Below are 19,218 nucleotides of genomic sequence, written 5' to 3'. Positions count from 1 at the left end.
GGTCAGGAGGGCCAGGGCGGCCAGGGCCACGCCTGCGGTGCGCAGGGTCAGCGGTGCGGTTTCGTTCGGCCATGGCTCCGCGTACAGGAGGGTGGCCGAGAGGAGGAGGTGGGTTTTCGCGGTGACCGTGACGACGGTGACGATGACCGTCAGGCGGCAGCGCTGCAGGCCGATCGACAGCTGGCCGATGCCGAGGACGCCCGCCAGGAGGAACAGGTACGGGTGCGGGGAGGTCAGCACGTCCGTCCGGCGGCCGGCGGCGAGCATCATCGCCATGCCCTGCCCGAAGACCTCGGTGGCGCCGAGCAGGACGCCCGCGCCGAGGCCGTAGGCGATGCCGGTGAGAGGGCGCGCGTGCCTGCCGCCCACCGGGCGGTCGCGGACGCAGAACATCCACAGGGGCAGGGCCAGCGAGGGGACGAACACCAGGGCGGCCTTCCACAGCGGCAGGGCGGCACCGTCCGCGCGGTGCGGCGCGTCCGGGACCGGCAGCACCGAGAGGGCCGCGGTGACCATCGCGGCGACGGTGACGAGGACGGCGAGCCATTCGCGCGTGGTGGGCCGCTCGCCGAAGCCGCTCAGGCCGACGGCCAGCAGCAGGACGAGGCCGAACCCGTAGGCGGGCAGCGTCGCGGCGACCGGGAGGGTGACCAGCGCGATGGCGGAGAGCGCGAAGCCGGCCAGCAGGACCAGGAGGCCGGCGAGCCAGCGCGGGCTGCTCAGGAACCGTCCGGCGGCGTGCAGCGGGTGCCGGCCGGTGACCGGGGCCATCCGGGCGGCGGCCGTCTTGAAAAGGACATACGCGACGATGTAAACGGCCTGCGCGGCACAGGCGAGAACCACCGCTTGCATGGCTCACCTCCAGGGTGGGCTTGCAGCGTTACATAAGGAAGGTGTCCGCTGAATCGCGCCGCGGGACGGAGAAATTGCCGGTTTTGTGCGGTCGGGTGAGTGGCACCCCGGGTATCGGCGCACGGGGACGACGACCTCGCACACGGCGCCGTACCGAGCACCCCCGAATATGTGGTGAAGTGAGCAACGTGTGCCGTGATGTTTACAGTTTTCGCGATGCGCGGCGGGAGCGGTGACTCCTACCGTAGGCTCCGCGACCAGGTGGTGATTCAGTGTCCGTGGGGATGGAACGGCTCGGTGATCCGTTCGGCTTCGCCGGCGACGGGGACGGCGGCCGCCGGGCCCGCCGCCTCGTCCGCGAGCGCGCCGCGAAGGTGGTCGTCGACGGGACGCTCCTGGACGACGTCGAGCTGATGACGTCCGAGGCCATCGCCAACGCCCTCCTGCACGGCTCCGGCCTCATCGAGGTGGTCGTCGCCACCGACGGCCGGCGGCTCCGCGTCGAGGTCGGCGACGACGGCCCCGCCCAGGCCGATCCGCACGGCCGGCCCCGCCTCGACCACGGCCGCGGCCTCACCGTCATCGACGCGCTCGCCACCGAATGGGGCCTCGACCAGTCGCCCCGCCGCACCCGCCTCTGGTTCGTCGTCGACGCGCAACAGCCGCCCGCCGACGCCTAATGCAGGCGCAGTCCGGCGAGCAGGACCCCGACCATGCGGCGGGCGTCGTACCGGGGGTCCTTGTTGGCGCCGATGCAGAGGTTGCCGACGCCGTGCATCAGTTCGAGGGCCTCGATGTCGGGGCGGATCTCGCCCGCCCCGGCGGCGGCTTCGAGCAGCACGGCGCAGACGGGCACCAGCCGGTCGAGGAAGTAGGCGTGCAGGGTCTCGAAGTCGCCTGACTGCATGGCCTCGGCGAGGCCGTGCTTGGTGACCAGGAAGTCGACGAAGAGGTCGATCCATTGCACCAGGGCGGTGTAGGGGGAGCCGTCCTCGGCCAGCAGGGCCGGGCACGCCTCGGCGCAGGCCTCGACCTGGTGCCGGTAGACCGCGACGACGAGGTCGGCCCGCGTCGGGAAGTGGCGGTAGATCGTCCCGACTCCGACGCCGGCCTTGGCCGCGATGTCGCGGACGGGCACGTCGACGCCGGAGGCGATGAACGCCGCCGCGGCCGCCTCCAGCAGGGTCTCCTCGTTGCGCCGGGCGTCGGCCCGCTTCCGGCGGGCCGGCGGTCCCTTCCCGCTGCCGGTGTCGGCCACTGCGCCACTGCCTCCTCGTCCCGGGTTGCCAAGCGGAACCGTGTTCCGTATATTCACAAGCGGAACAGCGATCCGTTTGTTTCATGATGCCAGGCCGGACGTCCCATCGCCAGGCCCCGCCTCTTCGCAAGGAGTCACCCATGCCACAGGACGGCGTCAGCATGCCCGCTTCCGTCATCTCGCTACACCCGCTGGTGCTGCCGGTTCCCGGCCGCGGCGAGGATCTGAAGGTGCGGGTGTCGGCCCCGGCGACCGGCGGCCACCTGCCCGTCATCGTCTTCTCGCACGGCTTCGGCGAGTCCCTGGACGGCTACGCCCCGCTCGCCGACTACTGGGCGGCCCAAGGTTTCGCGGTCGTCCAGCCCACCCACCTCGACTCGCGGACGCTGAACGTCACGCCCACCGACCCCCGCTACCCCGAGATCTGGCGCTTCCGGGTGCAGGACCTGACGCGCGTCCTCGACGACCTGGACGCCATCGAAGCCGCCGTCCCCGGCCTCGCGGGGCGCCTCGACCGGAGCCGCGTCGCCGCCGCCGGGCACTCCTGGGGCGCCCAGACGACGAGCATGCTGCTGGGCGCGCGGGTCCTGGACGCGGGCGGCGTCCCCGGCGAGGACATGTCCGACGCGCGGGTCAAGGCGGGAGTACTGCTCGCCCCGGCGGGCACCGGCGGCGCCGACCTGACGCCGTTCGCCGCCGAGAACTTCTCCTTCATGCACCCGGACTTCGCGAAGATGGCCGCGCCAGCCCTGGTCGTCGCGGGCGACAAGGACCAGTCCGCCCTGACCGTCCGCGGGCCGGAGTGGTCCACCGATCCCTACTTCCTGAGCCCGGCCCCCAAGAGCCTGCTCACCCTGTTCGGGGCCGAGCACTCGCTGGGCGGGATCTCGGGGCACAACGTCACGGAGACGACGGACGAGAGCCCCGAGCGGGTCGCCCTCATCCAGCGGCTCACGACGGCCTTCCTCCGCACCGCGCTCGACCCGGCGGACACCGCCTGGACGAAGGAGTCCGCCGAGCTCACCTACGACATCGAGCCGCTGGGCCGCGTCGAATCCAAGTGACGCCTCCGCTCACTCAGAGGTGAGGGAGCGGCGGAGGACCTTGCCGGTGGCGTTGCGGGGCAGGGCGTCCAGGAAGTGGACGTCGCGGGGCACGGCGAAGCGCGCCAGATGCTCCCGGACGTGGGCGCGCACCGTGTCGGCGTCCAGCTCGGCACCGTCGCGCACCACCACGAACGCGGCGGCGCGCTGGCCGAACTCCACGTCCGGGACGCCGGTCACCGCGACCTCGCGGACCTGCGGCAGCTGCTCCAGCACCTCCTCGACCGCGCTCGGGAAGACGTTCTCGCCACCCGAGATGATCATGTCGTCGTCGCGGCCGTGCACGAACAGGCGGCCGTGCTCGTCGAGGCGGCCGACGTCGCCGAGGCTCATCAGGCCGTCCCGCATCTCCTTGGTGCCGCCGCCGGTGTAGCCGGCGAAGAGCAGCTCGTTGGCGGCGAAGATCCGGCCGGTGGTCCCGGCCGGGACGGGGTCGCCCGCCTCGTCCAGGATCGCGAGCCTCGTCCCTGGCGGCGGCGTGCCCGCCGTGTCGGGGCAGGCGCGCAGGTCGGCGGGGGTGGCGATGGTGACCCACGACGCCTCCGTCGACCCGTACAGGTTGTAGAGGACGTCGCCGAACCCGTCCATGAAGGCGGTGGCGAGCGTCGCGGGCAGCGCGGAGCCGCTGACGGCCGCGATCCGCATCGAGGACGTGTCGTGCTTGCGCCGCGCGGCGTCCGGGACGTCCAGGATGCGCTGCAGCATGACCGGCACGGCGACCAGCGCGGACGCGCCGGCGGCGTCGATCGTGCGGAGCGTCTGCTCGGGGTCGAACCGGGGCCGCAGGACGATCGTGGCGCGCAGCGACAGCGCGACCTGCAGCATCGCGTAGCCCCACGTGTGGAACAGCGGCGCCTCGATGAACATCCGCTCGTGCACGCGGTACGGGATGCGGGACAGGATCGACGCCAGCGGCGACAGCCCCGGACGCGAATGCCGGTCGGCGCCCTTGGGGCGGCCGGTCGTCCCGGAGCTGAGCACGATCGTCCGGCCCGCCTTGGCGGGCGGCTCGACCGGCGCGGCGGGCGCCATGGCGATGAGGTCCTCCAGCTCGGAGCCCGTCCCGCCCGCGGTGATGACGTGCACGCTCTTCGGCACCGCCGCGCGGAACCCGGCGAACTCGGAGTCGGCGACCACGACCTCGACCTGCTGCTGCCGCAGCACGGTCACGAGCTGCTCGGTGCTCATCCCGGTGTTCAGCAGGACGAGGTCGGAGCCGCGCTTGCTGCACGCGACCAGCGTCTCGATCATGCCGCGGTGGTTGCGGCACAGGACGGCGACCCGGGGCCGGTCGTTGAACCGGCCGAGCGCGGCGGCGAGGCGGTCGGTGCGGGCGTCCACCTCCCCGTACGTCAGCTCCCCGGCGTCGTCGGCGATGGCGACGACGTCCGGGTCGCGGGCGGCGGCGGACGCGAGCGTGCCGCCGAGGAGGGTGCCCCAGCGGCGCAGCGCGTCCAGCTGGCGGACGACCTTCAGCGGCGGTCCGGGGCGCCACAGCCCGCTGCGGGCGAACATGCCGCCCGCCCGCGCGACCGACACCGTGCGGCCCGACACCGTGCGGCGCCCGAACTCCGATCGTCCGCTCATCTACCGCCTCCGGTCTACGGGGTTCCGGTAACCGACCGTACGGATCGCGGCTTTCGTCCTCTTCTGTTTTGCCTCAGCTCTTCGCCCCGGGCCTTGTCAGGAACCTGACAAGGAACCTTCCGGCACGGTGCCGTCCTGCCCCGTCGGTTCGGGCGAATCGCTCAGGTCGAGGCTGTCGCGCAGGAAGACCGGCTTGAGGAACGCCGCCGCGACGATGCCGACGACCGCGATCGCGGCGGAGACCATGAAGATGTGCCCGGTCGCGTCCCCGTAGGCGGCGCGGACGATCTCCTGGACGGGCGCGGGCAGCGCCCCGACGTCGAGGTTGCCGGCGTCGCCGCCGCCCGCCGACGGGTCGACCCCGAGCCGGCGCAGCCCGTCGGCGATCTTGCCGGCGACCTGGTTGGCGAGGACGGCGCCGAGCACCGAGACCCCGATCGTCCCGCCGAGGGAGCGGAAGAACGTGACCGTCCCGCTCGCGGCGCCGATCTCGTTCAGGTGCACCGAGTTCTGCACGACGAGGACGAGGTTCTGCATCGTCATGCCGACGCCGGCGCCGACCAGGAACATCCCGGCGCCGATGAAGACGAGCGAGGTCTGGTGGTCGATGGTGGCCAGCAGCCCGAACCCGGCGGTCAGCACGACCGTCCCGGCGAGGATGTACGGCTTGACCTTGCCGGTCTTGGTGGCGAGGCGCCCGGCGACGGTGGACGCGCCGAACACGCCGAGCATCATCGGGAACGTGAGCAGGCCCGCCTTGGTGGGGCTGTAGCCGCGTCCGATCTGGAAGTACTGGCCGAGGAAGACGGCGCCGCCGAACATGGCCATGCCGACCGCGAGGCTCGCGATGATGGCGAGCGCGGTGTTGCGGCGCGCCACGATGTCCAGCGGGACGATCGGCTCGGCCACCCGGGACTCCACCCACACGGCGGCGGCCAGGAGCACGACCCCGCCGATCGTCATCGCGGCGGTCTGCCAGGACAGCCAGGCGAAGTTCTCGCCGACGAAGGTGACCCAGATGAGCAGCGTGCTGACCCCGGCGGCGATCAGCGTCGCCCCGACGAAGTCGATCTTCACGTCCGGCCGCCGGATCACCGGCAGCTTCAGAGTCTTCTGCAGCAGCGCGAACGCCACCACTGCGAACGGCACGCCGATGAAGAAGCACCAGCGCCAGCCGAGGAACGAGTCGACGATGAGCCCGCCGAGCAGCGGCCCGCCCACCGTCGCGACGGCCATCACGCCGCCGAGGTAGCCGTAGTAGCGGCCCCGGTCCCGCGGGCTGATCATCGCCGCCATGATGATCTGGACGAGGATCTGCAGCGCGCCGACGCCGAGGCCCTGCACCGCGCGGAACGCGATGAGCTGCCCGGTGCTCTGCGCGAACCCGGACGCCACCGACGCCAGGACGAAGATGGCGACGCCGGCCTGGAGCAGCATCTTCTTGTCGTAGAGGTCGGCCAGCTTGCCCCAGATCGGGGTGCTGGCGGTCGACACCAGCAGGGTCGCGGTGACGACCCAGGTGTACTGCGACTGGCTGCCCTTGAGCGCGCCGATGATCTGCGGCAGCGCGGTGGACACGACGGTGCTGCTCAGCATCGCCACGAACAGCACCAGCAGCAGGCCGCTGAGCGCTTCGAGCACCTGCCGGTGCGACATCGGCGCTGTCTTGGACGGGGCCTCGGTCAAGGGACGCCTCCGGGAAGAAGTGGGAACGAGGAGATCAACCCACGGCCCGCACATCTTATTCCCACTGAGCAAGTTTTCACATTGCGCACACTTTGCCGGTGGGTAGGCTGGGCCCACCATGGAGACCGTTGGCGAACTGCGCGAGCAGCCGGGCGAGACGCGCGAGCGGCGGGGCGGGCTGCGCGAGCGCAAGAAGGAGGCGACGCGCCGCGCCCTGCACGAGGCCGCGATGCGCCTCGCCGTCGAGCACGGCCTGGACGAGGTCACCGTCGAGGCCATCGCGGACGCCGCCGGCGTCTCCCGCCGCACCTTCTCCAACTACTTCGCCGGCAAGGAGGACGCGCTCCTCTACGGCGACGAGGAGCGGATGAGCTCCCTGCTGGAGACGTTCGAGGAACGCCCGGCCGGCGAGTCGTCCTGGACGGCGCTGCGCGCGTCGGTCGGCGTCCTGTCCGCGCAGGCCGGCGAGCTGGACCCGCAGTGGGCCGCGCAGGTGCGCCTCGCCCGCAAGCACCCGTCCGTCCTGGCCCGGCAGCTCGCGCACTACGCCGAGTTCGAACGCGCCCTCGCCGACCTGGTCGCCGCCCGGGACGGCCTCCCCCACCTGCGCGCCCGCGTCATGGCGGGCGCCTTCATGGCCGCGCTGCGCATCGCGTCCGTGATCTGGATCGAGGAGCAGCCCACCCGGTCCCTGGCCGAGGTCGCCGAGGAGACACTGACGGAGATCGCCCGCGCGTACCGCTAGGGCCGCGGGATGGTCCGCAGGTTGCTGCGGGCCAGGTCGAGCATCTTGCCGACGCCGCCGGTCAGGACGGTCTTGCCCGCCGCGAGCGCGAAGCATCGGCTACTGACGGTGCGGGTCGCCCATCGTGAACGACAGCCGTCCCTCGACGTCGCGCGCCCCACGAGTGGTTTGCCCAACTACCACGCGCACGCCCGCGTCCAGCAGCATTTGGCGCCTGTCGGCCGACTCGGCGCTCGTCCACTTCTCGGCATGATCGACGCCCGTGCGAATGCGCTTGGTCCGGGCGGAGGCGACCGGTGCTGCGAGCAGCCGTTCGAGGCGATCAGATCGGCTCTGCAACATCCCGCCGACGGCGTCCGCTGCCGGCCCGCGAAGCTTGCAGAGCTGGGCCGCCAGTTCCCGTACATCGTCCTCCAGTTCGGCGATCTCGCCACTGTGGTCGATCGCAGGAATCGATACCACCTCGATGATCTCTCTGTTCCCGGTCGCGGCGAGGAACTCGCGCTCCACATAGCCGTCAACGGGCTTTGCGACGACATACGCGGGTTTGGCGCATGCTCGCCCATGGGCTTTCGCTGCGCACCTGTACTGCCTCACCGGCACCTTCCTGTTCGGGCCAGGTGACAGCCATGATTGATAGAGGCGCCCGCCACACGTGCCGCAGAAGAGAACGCCGAGAAGGGGGTGAGTGCCCGACCGCCGCTCTGGACCAGTCGTCGCGCGGGAATCCATGACGGCTTGGAGCCGTTGCCATACATCGTCATTGAGCAGCGCATCACCCTGGCGCACGACCTCGCCGTCCTCGTCCTGGACGGGTTGTCCCTCTTCTAGTAGGCAATTCCCGATGATCTCCTCCTGACACCCGCGCCTCGGACAGGTTAAATAGTCAATCCGTGAACCATCGTGGGGGGCGCCGGCATGAAGGATGACGAGGAGCTGGACTTCTGGTCGTTCGTCGACCTCGCGGGGCGGCGGCTGTCGGAGGAGTTCGGCTTCGAGCACCGGCTGGCGACGCGGCTGCTGCTGACGCTGAACCGGGCGTCGGCGATCGTCACCTACGACCTGGAGTCCACGGTGCACCGGCCGCGCGGGCACTCGTGGGCGGGCTTCCGGCTGCTGTTCGTGACCTGGCTCGCCGGGCCGCTGGAGCCCGGCCGGGCCGCCACGCTCGCCGGGATGAGCCGCGCCGCGGTGTCCAACCTGGCGAAGACGCTGGTCGCGGACGGGATGATGACCCGGACGCCGGGCGAGCGGGACGGCCGGTCGGTGATCTTGTCGCTGACCGACCGGGGCCGGCGGGCCATGCTGGAGATCTTCGCCGGGCAGAACGAGCGGGAGCGGCAGTGGGCCGGCGTGCTCACCGAGGCCGAGCAGCACATGCTGATCATGCTGCTGGACAAGCTGATCGCGGGCCGCGCCTCCTTCGACGTCCGGGAACGCAGCTGATCCTTGGGGTGAGCGGCCGGCGGGCGGCCGGATTAGGCCCTTCCCTCGATGGAAGAAGCGTCGTAGTGTCGGCAGAAAGTAGTTAATGCATTAATCATCATCGGAGGCGATGGGACCATGGCCCACTACCGCCGGGTCGGTCACGTGCCGCCGAAGCGCCACACCCAGCACAGGGGAGACGCCGAGCGGCTCTACTTCGAAGAACTGATGGGCGAGGAGGGCTTCTCGTCCGACTCCTCGCTGCTGTACCACCGGGAGATCCCGTCCGCGATCGTGGACTCGCAGGTCTGGGACATCGCGGACCTCACCACGACGCCCAACCATCCGCTCAAGGCACGCCATCTCAAGCTGCACGAGCTGTTCCCCAAGGAGACGTGGGCCGAGACGGACGCCGTCACCGGCCGCCGGGTGATCCTCGGCAACAACGACGTGCGCCTCTCCTATGTCGTCTCCGCCGCCGACTCGCCGCTGTACCGCAACGCGACCGGCGACGAGATCGTCTACGTCGAGTCCGGCACCGCCACGGTCGAGACGATCTTCGGGACGCTCTCCGCGGAGCAGGGCGACTATGTGGTCATCCCGACGTCCACCACGCACCGGTGGCTGCCGACCGGCGACCAGCCGCTCCGCGCCTACGCGATCGAGGGCACCGGCCACATCGCGCCGCCGAAGCGGTACCTGTCGCGCTACGGCCAGTTCCTGGAGAGCGCCCCGTACTGCGAGCGCGACCTGCACGGCCCCGGCGAGCCCCTCAACCTGGACGGCACCGACGTCGAGGTCTGCGTCAAGCACCGCAGCTCGCGCGGCATCGTCGGCACCCGCATGACCTACGCCCGCCACCCGTTCGACGTCGCCGGCTGGGACGGCTGCCTGTACCCGTTCACGTTCAGCGTGCACGACTTCGAGCCGATCACCGGCCGCGTCCACCAGCCGCCGCCCGTCCACCAGGTGTTCGAGGGGCACAACTTCGTCGTGTGCAACTTCGTGCCGCGGAAGGTCGACTACCACCCGCTGTCGATCCCGGTGCCCTACTACCACTCCAACGTGGACTCCGACGAGATCATGTTCTACTGCGGCGGCGACTACGAGGCCCGCAAGGGCTCCGGCATCGGGCCGGGGTCGGTCTCGGTCCACCCGGGCGGGCTCGCGCACGGCCCGCAGCCCGGCGCGTACGAGCGCAGCATCGGCGTCGAGTTCTTCGACGAGCTGGCCGTCATGGTCGACACCTTCCATCCGCTCGAACTCGGCGAGGGCGGGCTGGCCTGCGAGGACGAGGCCTACGCCTGGACATGGGCGAGGCGGACATGATTCCCGCGTTCGCGATCGGCCTGTGCGACGACGCGGCCGTGTTCCCGCCGGGCCTCGCGCCGCTCGCCGACGCGGTCCCGGCCCACCGTGACCACGTCGCCGCCCCCTATGCGGAGCTTGTCGGCCCGCTGGTGCTGCCGGCCGCCGCGCTGGACGACCTGTACCCGCTGCTGCGCGCAGAGCCGCTCGACGTGTCGGTCACCGCGCCGAGCGGCCCGTGCGAGGCGGCGAAGGCGGTGGCGGCCGCCGCCGACCTGCCCATCACGGTGCGCGGCCTGGAGGTCGCGGTGCCGCCGGGGATGGAGCCGGACGAGTTCTTCCGCGTCCTCGGCCGCGTCGACGTGCCGGTCTACGTCGAGATCCCCCGGGACGACCGCCGTCCCTCGTTCATCGCGGCCGTCGCCGCCCGCGGCCATCGGGCGAAGTTCCGCACGGGCGGCGTCAAGGTGCATCTCTACCCGAGCCCGGAGGAACTGGCCGCCGGGATCCGGGCGGTCGTCGACCCCCGCGTCCCGTTCAAGGCGACGGCCGGGCTCCACCATCCGGTGCGGAACACCGATCCCGAGACCGGCTTCCACCAGCACGGCTTCCTGAACTTGCTGCTCGCGACCGACGCCGCTCTGGCCGGACGTCCGGTCCCGGACCTCGCCGCCATCCTCGCCGACCGCGATGCGGCGTCCATCGCCTCCCGGGTGGCGGGCCTAGGCCGGCCCCGGGCCCTCGCCGCGCGCGCTTGCTTCCTGTCATTCGGGACGTGCAGCATCACCGACCCCTTGACCGAACTCGCGGACCTCGGCCTGATCGCGTCCGCGCTCCAGGAGACCTGCAGATGACCCGCATCGCGATCCCCGAAGACTCCCTTTTCGGGCTCGCCAACCTGCCCTACGGCGTGTTCTCGACCCCTGGCACGGCGCCACGCGTGGGCGTCCGGGCGGGCGATTCCGTCGTGGACTTGGCCGCCGCTCTGGGCGACGACGTCTTCTCGGCGTCGTCGCTCAACCCGTTCATGGCGCAGGGACATGCGCGTTGGGTCGAGGTCCGTGAACAGCTCCTCGACCTGGTGGCGGGCGACGTCCCTTCTGCGGCCGTCCATCCGGTCGACGCGGTCACCATGCACATGCCGTTCGAGGTGGCCGACTACGTCGACTTCTACGCGTCCGAGCACCATGCGTCCAACCTCGGGCGGCTGTTCCGGCCCGACTCCGAGCCGCTGATGCCGAACTGGAAGCACCTGCCGGTCGGCTACCACGGCCGCGCCGGGACGGTCGTCCCGTCCGGGACCGACATCGTGCGGCCTTCGGGACAGCGCAAGGGCGAGACCGCCCCTACTTTCGGCGAGAGCCGCCGCCTGGACATCGAGGCAGAGGTCGGATTCGTCGTCGGCGCCGATTCGCCCCTGGGCGGCCCGGTGAGCGTGGACGACTTCTCCGAGCGCGTGTTCGGCGTCGTCATGGTCAACGACTGGTCGGCGCGCGACATTCAGGCTTGGGAGTACGTCCCGCTTGGGCCGTTCCTAGGGAAGAGCTTCGCGACGTCCATCTCCCATTGGGTCGTCCCACTCCTCGCCCTGGAAGCGGCTCGCGTCGCCACGCCAATGCAAGACCCTGAGCCGCTCCCCTACCTCCAGGAGAAGAACCCCTGGGGCCTGGACCTCTCGCTGGCGGTCTCCTGGAACGGGCAGGTCGTCTCCCGTCCGCCCTACCGGGAGATGTACTGGTCGCCGGCGCAGATGCTCGCGCACATGACGGTGAACGGCGCCTCGTCCCGCACCGGCGACCTGTTCGCGTCCGGGACGGTCTCGGGCCCGGCCAAGGACCAGCGCGGCGCCTTCATCGAGCTGACCTGGGGCGGCAAGGAGCCGGTCACGGTCAATGGCGAGCCGCGCACCTTCCTGGCGGACGGCGACGAGGTGTCGATCACCGCCACCGCCCCCGGTCCGGCGGGCGCCCGCATCGGCTTCGGCGAGGTGACCGGCCGCATCCTCCCCGCCCGCTGACCGGTCAACCGGCGGCCGGCTGGACGATGCGGGTGGCGAGCGCCGCCAGCGCGGCCTGTTCGGGCTCGGTCAGGCCGGCGGCCAGGGCGCGGATGCGGCGGCCGATCCGCTGTTCGCCCTCGCGGGCGAGGCGGCGGCCGTGATCGGTGAGCGTGACCAGGACGGCGCGGCCGTCGCGGGGCGAGGGGACGCGGCGGACGAGGTCGCGGCGCTCGGCCCGGGTGACCAGGCCGGTGACGCTGGACTTGTCGAGGCCGAGGTGCGAGGCGAGCTGGAGCATCTCGGCGTCCCGGTCGCGCAGGACGCCGAGCAGCCGGAGCTGGGTCATCGACAGGTCGTGCTCGGCGGCGGCCTCGGCCAGCACCGCCTGGACATGGAACGACAGCTGGACGAGGCCGTCGACGATGTCCAGGCCGGGCGGTTGCGGGGTCATGGCGGCCACTCTAGTTGACATGGTTGGTGCCGCAAACTAATTTAGTTTGTGGCACCAACTATTTCGGGGAGGCCGCCATGCCGTCCACCACCCATGCCGCCGTCGTGCACTCCTTCGACGCCCCGCCCCGCTTCGAGGCCATACCGCTGCCGGAGCCGTCCGGGAACGAAGTGGTGGTCGACGTGCTGGCGGCGGGCCTGCATCCGCGGGTCCGGTCGTCCGCCGACGGGTCGCACTACACCTCCGATGGCGTCCTGCCACTCGTCCCCGGCATCGACGGCGTCGGCCGCACCGCGGACGGCGGCCTGCTGTACTTCGTGCTCCCCGACACCGCGTTCGGTTCGATGGCGGAGCAGACCGTCATCGACCGGCGCCGCGCGATCGTCCTGCCTCCGGGGACGGACCCGGTCGCGGTCGCGGCGGGGATGAACCCCGGCATGTCGTCCTGGCTGGCGCTGCGCAGCCGTATCGACTTCCGGCCCGGGAGCAGCGTGCTGGTGCTCGGCGCCACCGGCAACGCCGGGCAGCTGGCCGTCCAGATCGCCCGGCACCTCGGCGCCGCCCGCGTGATCGGCGCCGGACGCGACCCGCACCGCCTCGGCCTGCTGAAGGATCTCGGAGCCGACGAGGTGGTCGGCCTGGACGGCGACCTCGCGCAGGCGGCGGACGTCGACGTCGTCCTCGACTACCTGTGGGGGGAACCGGCGCAGCGGGCCATGTCCGCGCTGCTGCGGGCCCGTGCCGACCGGTCCAGGCCCCTGGCCTGGATCGAGGTCGGCTCCATCGCGGGCCCGGACATCACCCTGCCGTCGTTCCTGCTGCGCGCCGCGAACGTGACGATCATGGGCAGCGGCCAGGGCTCGGTGAGCACCGCCGGCATCCTCGGCGAGCTGCCGTCCCTCGTCGAGCGGATCACCTCGGGCGCCCTGGCGGTCGATCCCCTGCCCGTGCCCCTGGACCAGGTCGAGGCGGCATGGACGGCCACCGTGGAACCCGGGCGGCGCGTCGTCCTGGTGTCCGGATCCGGCCACGAAGATCGTTCTACCGGAGCATGATCGAATTCCGCCCCGGGCACGGTAATGATCATGGCGATTCCCCGGTCCGCGCACCGCCCCCCGGCTGTCCTCGCGATCGGCGCGGTGACGCTCGCGCTGCTCGCCCCCGCCGCGTCCGCCGACATCGAGTACGGGCCCGGCGCGCCCGGCCTCGGCGACCCCTACTTCCCCGACCTCGGCAACGGCGGTTACGACGTCCGGGACTACAACCTGAAGACCGCGTACGACCCCGGCACCGACCACCTCACCGGCACGACCACCATCACGGCGACCGCCACCCAGAACCTGTCCCGGTTCAACCTCGACTTCTACAAGATGAACGTGCGGTCGGTGCGCGTGAACGGCCGCAAGGCGTCGTTCGACCGCACCGGTGAGCGCGAGCTGGAGATCACGCCGCGCCGCGGCCTGCGCGAGTCGCGGCCGTTCACCGTGGTCGTCCAGTACGACGGCGTGCCCGAGACGCTGAGCGGCCCGATCGTGTTCGACCTGCCGTACGGGTTCCTGCACACCAACGACGGCGCCACGGTCGTGTCCGAGCCGAACGCCGCGTCCACGTGGTTCCCGTCCAACGACAACCCGCGCGACAAGGCGTACTTCACGATCGAGACGACCGTCCCGCGCGGCCTCAAGGCGATCTCCAACGGCCACCTGGTCAAGCGGTGGACCGCCCACGGCAAGGACACCTTCCGGTGGCGGGAGGACCGGCCGATGACGACCTACCTGGCGACCGTCTCGATCGGACGCTTCAACGTCTCCACGACGACGACCCCCAAGGGCGTCACGCAGCTCGACGCGGTCGACTCGGCGGTGGCGTCCGACCCCGACTCGCTCAGCACCCCGGCCTGGACCACGCGCGCGACGGACGAGCTGGCCGACTACTTCGGCCCCTACCCGTTCACCAGCACCGGCTCGATCATCGAGAACAACTCCATTCCGCCGCTGAACATCGAGAACGCGCTGGAGACCCAGACCCGTCCCACCTACCAGAAGCACCCCATCGAGAAGGGTGTGGTGCACGAGATGAGCCACGCGTGGTTCGGCGACAGCGTCTCGCCCGCCCGCTGGAAGGACGTCTGGCTGAACGAGGGCCACGCGCTCTGGACGGAGAAGTACTGGGCCGAGAAGCACGGCGGCCCGTCCGCGGAGGCGGCCTTCGAGCAGATCTACGCCGACCCGCCGCCCATGCCGCCGGGACGCCCCGCGTTCTGGGACGTCGCGACCGCCGACCCGGGCCGCGACCAGATGTTCCACCGCTCGATCTACTTCCGCGGCGGCATGGCCTTGCAGGCGCTCCGGCACAGGATCGGCGACGAGCCGTTCATGCGCCTCACCCGCACCTGGCTCGCCGACCACCAGTACGGCAACGGCACCACCGAGCAGTACGAGGCCCTCGCCGAGCAGATCTCCGGCCAGGACCTCGGCGAGTTCTTCAGGACCTGGCTCCACACCACAGGGAAGCCTCCCGCCTGGTGGTGACCGGCGCGCACCCTCACTGTGCTGCTGGACGGCCGGCTCCGAGCGCCCGTCGTACGGCGCCGGCGAGGGCGGCGAAGGCGTCGGGGGCGGCGTCCGCGGCGCGCCAGGCGACCACGTGGTCGGGCCGGACCAGCAGGGCACCGTGGTCGCCGATGCCAAACGCCGCGGCGGGCGGTGAGCCCGTCCGGCCGGGCAGGAGCACGGCGTCGAGGAACGTGCCGTGCGGGTCCAGCCGGTGCGCAGCGCGCATCCAGGGGTGTCCCTCGGGTCCGGCGAGGAGCAGATGGCGGCCGTCGCGGACCAGGTCGAGCGTGGATCCGGTCCCGTCCCGGCCGCTGAGGAGGACATGCGGCAACCGGGTTCCCGGCTCGCCGCGCCAGCGGCACGGTTCGTCGGCCACCGGCAGGCCGCCGGTGGCCGGGTCCTCATGCCCCATGGGGTAGCGGTAGCCGATGGCGACCGCCGCCTCACTGAGCAGTGGGCCGCCGTCGGCCGGGTCCCGGACGCGGGCGCGCAGCAATGCCTGCTCCACCGTCATCCGGCCCACCGGGCGGCGCTCGGCCTCGTAGTCGTCGAGATGCCGCGGGCCGGCGTGGCCGCGGAGGACCGAGACCAGTTTGGCGGTGAGGTTCCAGGCGTCCTGGATCCCGGTGTTGGCGCCGAAGCCGCCGGTCGGCGGGGTGACGTGCACCGCGTCGCCGAGCAGGAAGACCCGGCCGGCGCGGTAGGAGTCGGCCACCCAGCCGCCCATCTGCCAGGGACGGTGCCCGGTGAGGGTGAACCGCGACGGCGGCAGCCCGAGCGCGCGTGACACTATCCCCCGGCACCGCCGGGCATCGAACATCGCCGGATCGGTGAGCGCGGGATCGTAGGTCACCGACACCGTCCCCCGGTCCTGTGCGGTGCTCCAGGACAGGAACGCCCGCTCAGGCGGGCCGGTGAAGGCCAGGGCGAGCCGGCGGCCCCGGAGCACCCGGCGCAGATCGGCCTCGAAGCCGATCTCCATGACCTGCGAGATCGCCTCGGCGCCGCTGCGGCCGATGCCCAGGCTCTCGCGGACGGCGCTGCCGTTCCCGTCCGCGGCCAGCAGGTAGTCGGCCGCGACGGTGTAGGTGGTGCCGTCGCCGCCGCGTATCCGGGCCAGGACGTCGTCCTCGCGCCGGCGCAGCCCCAGAAGGCGGTGGCCGAAACGCAGGTCGGCGCCGGCGGCGCGGGCATGGGCACGGACGACCTCTTCCAGGTCGGCCTGTTTGACCAGGGCGCTGGGGCTGGGCGAGACGGCGCTGAAGTCCGCCGCGGCGGGCAGCGGCCAGCGCCGCGACTCCGGGCCGGTGAGCGAATCGACCACCGCGGCGTGGTCGGCCGGAGGGAGGCGGTGCTGGACGGCATAGACGTCCTGGTCGGCACCGACCGAGCGGTACGCCTCCATCGTGCGCGGATAGAACAGCTTGGCGCGAAGCCTGGTCGAGACCGCCGGATGCTTCTCGACCAGGACGCAGTCGACGCCGCGGACCGCGAGGAACAGGGCGGCCGAGGCCCCCACGATGCTGCCGCCCACGATCAGAACGGGCGCGCGGGCGGACGGCGGATCGGACATGAGCATCTCCTAAAGGAATCAGAACAGGTCTGTTCCATTATTACTCCGGCCCGCAAACCGAACGCAACAGCGCTGTATCGTTACGAGGGTGGAGACCCAGCCCCGGGACCGCCGCGGCGGGCGGCAGCGCGACCCCGCCGCCGACTCGGCCATCATCGACGCGGTCCTCGACCTGGTCGCCGCCGGCGCCACCCTCACCGGCCTTTCGCTGGTGGCCATCGCCAAGCAGGCCGGAGTCTCGCGGAACAGCGTCTACCGGCGCTGGAAGACCAAGGACGAGCTCTATCTCGACGTGCTGGAGACGATCAACGCGCCGCGCTCCTCGCCGGCCGGCGCCGGTACTCGCGACGACCTGGCCGTGCTGCTGCGGACGCTGGCCGAACGCGTAGCCGACACACGGGCCAGCGCCATGCTGCGCGCCCTCAACGCCGAGGCCGCGACCTTCCCCCGGCTGCACGGCCGCTACTTCGAGGAGATCGTCGCCCCCCGCCGGGAGGCGATGGACAGCGTCCTGCGGCGCGGCGTGGAGCGAGGAGAGATCCGTCCGGAGCTCGACCCCGGCCTGATCTCCGAACTCCTCGTCTCCCCCCTGCTCGCCCGGATGGCATCGGGCGCCACCGACCGGCTCGACCCGGAACGAACCGCCCGGCAGATCGTCGATTTGGTCCTCGACGGTGCGGCGGCCGGAGCCGCCCCTTCACCGCGTCCATAGCCGCCCCTACCGACCCTGGACGCCGTCACGCTCGCGATCGGATCCGGGTCGCTCCCGCGGGCAATCGCGATCGCCCACCGGACGGCGGGCGCCAAGCGCGTCGCATCGGCGCAGCCCGGGTGGGTCCCGCGCCACCGATCCCTGCGAGCACGGCGACCCCGTCCGGATCCGGAAGGGCTTTGCGTGAAGACGAATCTGGCGGGCGGGCAATAACGGGTGTCAAGGTCGTGGCACGGAAGGTACCGGACGCATGACCATCATCGACCCGCCCCCTGTCCCGCCTCTTGGAGAGCCCGTGCGGACGCCCGCGGAGCCCAGCGACGCCAGCGTGATCGCGGAGTCCCGGGAGGATCCCGAGCGCTTCTCGACGATCTTCGATCGGTACTTCGCGGAGATCCACCGCTACGTCGCCTCGCGGCTCGGGGACGGCCCGGCCGACGACGTGGCGGCCGAGACGTTCCTGACCGCCTTCACCCTCCGGCACCGGTACGACGCCGGACGGCCCCAGGCCCGCGCCTGGCTGTACGGGATCGCCACCAACCTCGTCCGGCGGCACCGCCGGACCGAGCAGCGGGCGTACCGGATGCTGCGGCGCGCGTCCGCCGAGACGGACGAGTGCGGTGCGGGCGCCGGCCACGCGGACCGGGTCGCCGACATGGTCAGCGCCCAGCGGATGCAGCCCAGGCTGGCGGCCGCGCTGGCGGAACTGCCCGCTCGCGACCGCGATGTGCTGCTGCTGGTCGCCTACGGCGAGCTGGGCTACGAGGAGGTCGCGCAGGCCCTCGGCATCCGCGCCGGGACGGTCGGCTCCCGGCTCAACCGGGCACGGCGGCGCCTGCGCCACTCCCTCAGCACGGACCTCGAAGGAGATGCGAAGTGATGGATGAGATGCGGCTTCTGCGGGAGCACCACGGCGCCCGGCCCGGCCCTTCGCCCGAGGTGGCCGCCCATGCCCGCGCCCTCCTGGAGGAGCGTGCCCGGACGGCCTCGTCCCCGGTCCGGGCGAAGCTGCGGTGGCGCAGGTACGCGCTGAGCGCCGCCGCCGGCGTCGCGGCCGTCTCGCTGATCCCGCTCGCCCCGATCAACGGCGACCCCGGCGACCGGGCATACGCCGCCGAGGCCCTGCCGGACGGCCGGATCAAGGTGACGTTCGATGACCTCGACGCCCCGCCCAAGGTGGTCCAGCGCCGGCTGGACGGGCTCGAGCGCCGACTCGACGCGCTCGGCGTCCAGGCGGTCATCGACTTCATTCCCTTCTTCTCCCGCTGCTCGGTGTTTCCGCGTGGCACGTTCTACCAGGACGACAACGACGGCAGCCCGACGTGGACGGGTCCCGAGCGAGCCGGTGACAACACGCTCGTCTACATCTATCCCGGCCGCATCAAGCCGGGACGGACGCTGGTGATGGCCTTGTCCGCCGACAAGGTGGGCGTGTCTTCGGCAGTCAAGATCGGAGCGTACGTGGTGCGCGGTCCGGCCAAGCCCTGCGACCCGGTACCGGTCGGGAGACGGTGACGGCCGCCGGGTCAGGGGCGGGCGTGCTCGAAGGCTTCGGCGGTCAGGGCGCGCCAGCGCTGCGGGTCGTCCGCGTAGGGGACGATGGCCCATGTCTTGCGCATCGACGGGCTGACCGCCTCGGCCGTGGTCGCGTCGCCGGCGTCCACCAGGGCGGTTCTCGTTGCCGGGGGCAGTTTCAGCACCAGGCCGCGCTTGTCGAGGAAGGCGAAGAACCTGCCGTCGCGGCTCAGGCCGTCGCGGCCGAACATGCGGCGGCGGGCGACCCCGGGCTCCTCGCCGTACGCGGCGGCCAGGTCCTCGAATGCCTCGGACGCCGAAATCACGGGATGACCTCCGGGTCGGACGATGGCCTGTCAAGGAGACGGTACCGGTCAGGGCCGGTGGCGGCCGGGTTGCGGTTCACGGGAAATCCTGCGGGACGACGGTCGTTTCCTGCATGATCATTC

At 71.7% G+C, this 19,218-nt stretch carries 20 protein-coding genes and 1 pseudogene; 12 read left to right on the top strand and 9 right to left on the bottom strand.

Features of this window, described 5'->3' with window-relative positions:
* A partial coding sequence (locus E1293_RS14825; protein WP_132197966.1) for a hypothetical protein occupies nucleotides 1–852 on the bottom strand: 852 nt, incomplete at its 3' end.
* Between the two features lie 272 nt (nucleotides 853–1,124).
* Between E1293_RS14825 and E1293_RS14820 the strand changes: the two genes are divergently transcribed.
* Nucleotides 1,125–1,532, top strand: a complete 408-nt coding sequence (locus E1293_RS14820; RefSeq protein ID WP_243716233.1) for an ATP-binding protein — start codon at nucleotides 1,125–1,127, stop codon at nucleotides 1,530–1,532.
* Here the strand turns inward: E1293_RS14820 and E1293_RS14815 are convergent.
* Nucleotides 1,529–2,110 carry a TetR/AcrR family transcriptional regulator gene (locus E1293_RS14815; protein ID WP_132197965.1) on the bottom strand — a complete coding sequence of 194 codons (582 nt, stop codon included), beginning with the start codon at nucleotides 2,108–2,110 and terminating at the stop codon, nucleotides 1,529–1,531. The genes E1293_RS14820 and E1293_RS14815 overlap by 4 nt on opposite strands.
* A gap of 140 nt (nucleotides 2,111–2,250) precedes the next feature.
* On the opposite strand from E1293_RS14815, the gene E1293_RS14810 reads away from it, so the two are divergent.
* Nucleotides 2,251–3,174, top strand: coding sequence for an alpha/beta hydrolase family protein (locus tag E1293_RS14810; protein ID WP_132197964.1), 924 nt, complete (start codon nucleotides 2,251–2,253; stop codon nucleotides 3,172–3,174).
* A gap of 9 nt (nucleotides 3,175–3,183) precedes the next feature.
* Here the strand turns inward: E1293_RS14810 and E1293_RS14805 are convergent, their stop codons facing one another.
* Together E1293_RS14805 and E1293_RS14800 are read right to left on the bottom strand one after the other, a co-directional pair.
* Nucleotides 3,184–4,800 carry an AMP-binding protein gene (locus tag E1293_RS14805; RefSeq protein WP_132197963.1) on the bottom strand — a complete coding sequence of 539 codons (1,617 nt, stop codon included), beginning with the start codon at nucleotides 4,798–4,800 and terminating at the stop codon, nucleotides 3,184–3,186.
* Between the two features lie 96 nt (nucleotides 4,801–4,896).
* Entirely contained in the window at nucleotides 4,897–6,456 is a 1,560-nt protein-coding gene (locus E1293_RS14800; protein WP_132197968.1) for an MDR family MFS transporter, read from the bottom strand.
* A gap of 148 nt (nucleotides 6,457–6,604) precedes the next feature.
* On the opposite strand from E1293_RS14800, the gene E1293_RS14795 reads away from it, so the two are divergent.
* The gene (locus tag E1293_RS14795) at nucleotides 6,605–7,231 is read left to right on the top strand and encodes a TetR/AcrR family transcriptional regulator (RefSeq protein WP_132197962.1); all 627 of its coding nucleotides are present in this window, start codon (nucleotides 6,605–6,607) and stop codon (nucleotides 7,229–7,231) included.
* Nucleotides 7,232–7,330: 99 nt separating this feature from the next.
* Here the strand turns inward: E1293_RS14795 and E1293_RS49460 are convergent, their stop codons facing one another.
* Both E1293_RS49460 and E1293_RS50710 read right to left on the bottom strand, forming a co-directional pair.
* Nucleotides 7,331–7,741, bottom strand: coding sequence for a hypothetical protein (locus E1293_RS49460; RefSeq protein ID WP_243716232.1), 411 nt, complete (start codon nucleotides 7,739–7,741; stop codon nucleotides 7,331–7,333).
* Nucleotides 7,742–7,963 (bottom strand): annotated as a pseudogene (locus tag E1293_RS50710) (recombinase zinc beta ribbon domain-containing protein); the annotation flags it as partial.
* 186 nt (nucleotides 7,964–8,149) lie between these two features.
* On the opposite strand from E1293_RS50710, the gene E1293_RS14785 reads away from it, so the two are divergent.
* The 4 genes from E1293_RS14785 to fahA all read left to right on the top strand — a co-directional run bounded on the left by E1293_RS14785 (nucleotide 8,150) and on the right by fahA (nucleotide 11,981).
* Nucleotides 8,150–8,677 (top strand): MarR family winged helix-turn-helix transcriptional regulator, encoded by a 528-nt coding sequence (locus E1293_RS14785; protein ID WP_132197960.1) that lies wholly within the window; start codon nucleotides 8,150–8,152, stop codon nucleotides 8,675–8,677.
* A gap of 117 nt (nucleotides 8,678–8,794) precedes the next feature.
* Nucleotides 8,795–9,985: a homogentisate 1,2-dioxygenase gene (locus tag E1293_RS14780; RefSeq protein ID WP_132197959.1), complete on the top strand. Its 1,191-nt coding sequence runs from the start codon at nucleotides 8,795–8,797 to the stop codon at nucleotides 9,983–9,985.
* A complete protein-coding gene (locus E1293_RS14775; RefSeq protein WP_132197958.1) occupies nucleotides 9,967–10,818 on the top strand; it encodes a hypothetical protein in 852 nt (283 codons plus the stop codon). The genes E1293_RS14780 and E1293_RS14775 overlap by 19 nt, the downstream gene beginning before the upstream one ends.
* Complete coding sequence (gene fahA, locus E1293_RS14770) at nucleotides 10,815–11,981, top strand: fumarylacetoacetase (RefSeq protein ID WP_132197957.1); 1,167 nt, start codon at nucleotides 10,815–10,817, stop codon at nucleotides 11,979–11,981. The genes E1293_RS14775 and fahA overlap by 4 nt, the downstream gene beginning before the upstream one ends.
* Nucleotides 11,982–11,985: 4 nt before the next feature.
* Here the strand turns inward: fahA and E1293_RS14765 are convergent, their stop codons facing one another.
* Complete coding sequence (locus E1293_RS14765; protein WP_207938860.1) at nucleotides 11,986–12,414, bottom strand: MarR family winged helix-turn-helix transcriptional regulator; 429 nt, start codon at nucleotides 12,412–12,414, stop codon at nucleotides 11,986–11,988.
* A 77-nt stretch (nucleotides 12,415–12,491) separates the two neighbouring features.
* Between E1293_RS14765 and E1293_RS14760 the strand changes: the two genes are divergently transcribed.
* On the top strand, nucleotides 12,492–13,469 hold the full coding sequence (locus E1293_RS14760) for a quinone oxidoreductase family protein (RefSeq protein WP_132197955.1): 978 nt from the start codon (nucleotides 12,492–12,494) through the stop codon (nucleotides 13,467–13,469).
* A 30-nt stretch (nucleotides 13,470–13,499) separates the two neighbouring features.
* Nucleotides 13,500–14,945, top strand: a complete 1,446-nt coding sequence (locus E1293_RS14755; protein WP_132197954.1) for a M1 family metallopeptidase — start codon at nucleotides 13,500–13,502, stop codon at nucleotides 14,943–14,945.
* A 13-nt stretch (nucleotides 14,946–14,958) separates the two neighbouring features.
* Here E1293_RS14755 and E1293_RS14750 read toward each other — a convergent pair whose 3' ends face one another.
* Nucleotides 14,959–16,542 carry an FAD-dependent monooxygenase gene (locus tag E1293_RS14750; protein WP_207938859.1) on the bottom strand — a complete coding sequence of 528 codons (1,584 nt, stop codon included), beginning with the start codon at nucleotides 16,540–16,542 and terminating at the stop codon, nucleotides 14,959–14,961.
* Between the two features lie 88 nt (nucleotides 16,543–16,630).
* On the opposite strand from E1293_RS14750, the gene E1293_RS14745 reads away from it, so the two are divergent.
* From E1293_RS14745 to E1293_RS14735, 3 genes are all read left to right on the top strand, one after another.
* Nucleotides 16,631–17,254 (top strand): TetR/AcrR family transcriptional regulator, encoded by a 624-nt coding sequence (locus E1293_RS14745; RefSeq protein ID WP_132197952.1) that lies wholly within the window; start codon nucleotides 16,631–16,633, stop codon nucleotides 17,252–17,254.
* A 295-nt stretch (nucleotides 17,255–17,549) separates the two neighbouring features.
* Nucleotides 17,550–18,134 carry an RNA polymerase sigma factor gene (locus E1293_RS14740; RefSeq protein ID WP_243716231.1) on the top strand — a complete coding sequence of 195 codons (585 nt, stop codon included), beginning with the start codon at nucleotides 17,550–17,552 and terminating at the stop codon, nucleotides 18,132–18,134.
* Nucleotides 18,134–18,769 (top strand): hypothetical protein, encoded by a 636-nt coding sequence (locus E1293_RS14735; RefSeq protein ID WP_132197950.1) that lies wholly within the window; start codon nucleotides 18,134–18,136, stop codon nucleotides 18,767–18,769. Before E1293_RS14740 ends, E1293_RS14735 begins: the two co-directional genes overlap by 1 nt.
* 11 nt (nucleotides 18,770–18,780) lie before the next feature.
* Here the strand turns inward: E1293_RS14735 and E1293_RS14730 are convergent, their stop codons facing one another.
* Nucleotides 18,781–19,095 (bottom strand): TfoX/Sxy family protein, encoded by a 315-nt coding sequence (locus E1293_RS14730; RefSeq protein ID WP_132197949.1) that lies wholly within the window; start codon nucleotides 19,093–19,095, stop codon nucleotides 18,781–18,783.
* Between the last annotated feature and the right edge of the window lie 123 nt (nucleotides 19,096–19,218).

It is taken from the genome of Actinomadura darangshiensis, from assembly GCF_004349235.1.
Classification (GTDB): Bacteria; Actinomycetota; Actinomycetes; order Streptosporangiales; family Streptosporangiaceae; genus Spirillospora; species Spirillospora darangshiensis.
The sequence above is the reverse complement of the archived record's forward strand: the minus strand, read 5'-3'. Positions and strand labels throughout refer to the sequence as shown.

Coding starts and splice junctions, on each gene's coding strand:
- E1293_RS14810 (WP_132197964.1), top strand. CDS start 2,251: ATGCCACAGGACGGCGTCAGCATGCCCGCTTCCGTCATCTCGCTACAC.
- E1293_RS14805 (WP_132197963.1), bottom strand. CDS start 4,800: ATGAGCGGACGATCGGAGTTCGGGCGCCGCACGGTGTCGGGCCGCACG.
- E1293_RS14800 (WP_132197968.1), bottom strand. CDS start 6,456: ATGTCGCACCGGCAGGTGCTCGAAGCGCTCAGCGGCCTGCTGCTGGTG.
- E1293_RS14795 (WP_132197962.1), top strand. CDS start 6,605: ATGGAGACCGTTGGCGAACTGCGCGAGCAGCCGGGCGAGACGCGCGAG.
- E1293_RS14785 (WP_132197960.1), top strand. CDS start 8,150: ATGAAGGATGACGAGGAGCTGGACTTCTGGTCGTTCGTCGACCTCGCG.
- E1293_RS14780 (WP_132197959.1), top strand. CDS start 8,795: ATGGCCCACTACCGCCGGGTCGGTCACGTGCCGCCGAAGCGCCACACC.
- E1293_RS14775 (WP_132197958.1), top strand. CDS start 9,967: ATGGGCGAGGCGGACATGATTCCCGCGTTCGCGATCGGCCTGTGCGAC.
- fahA (WP_132197957.1), top strand. CDS start 10,815: ATGACCCGCATCGCGATCCCCGAAGACTCCCTTTTCGGGCTCGCCAAC.
- E1293_RS14765 (WP_207938860.1), bottom strand. CDS start 12,414: ATGACCCCGCAACCGCCCGGCCTGGACATCGTCGACGGCCTCGTCCAG.
- E1293_RS14760 (WP_132197955.1), top strand. CDS start 12,492: ATGCCGTCCACCACCCATGCCGCCGTCGTGCACTCCTTCGACGCCCCG.
- E1293_RS14755 (WP_132197954.1), top strand. CDS start 13,500: ATGGCGATTCCCCGGTCCGCGCACCGCCCCCCGGCTGTCCTCGCGATC.
- E1293_RS14750 (WP_207938859.1), bottom strand. CDS start 16,542: ATGTCCGATCCGCCGTCCGCCCGCGCGCCCGTTCTGATCGTGGGCGGC.
- E1293_RS14735 (WP_132197950.1), top strand. CDS start 18,134: ATGGATGAGATGCGGCTTCTGCGGGAGCACCACGGCGCCCGGCCCGGC.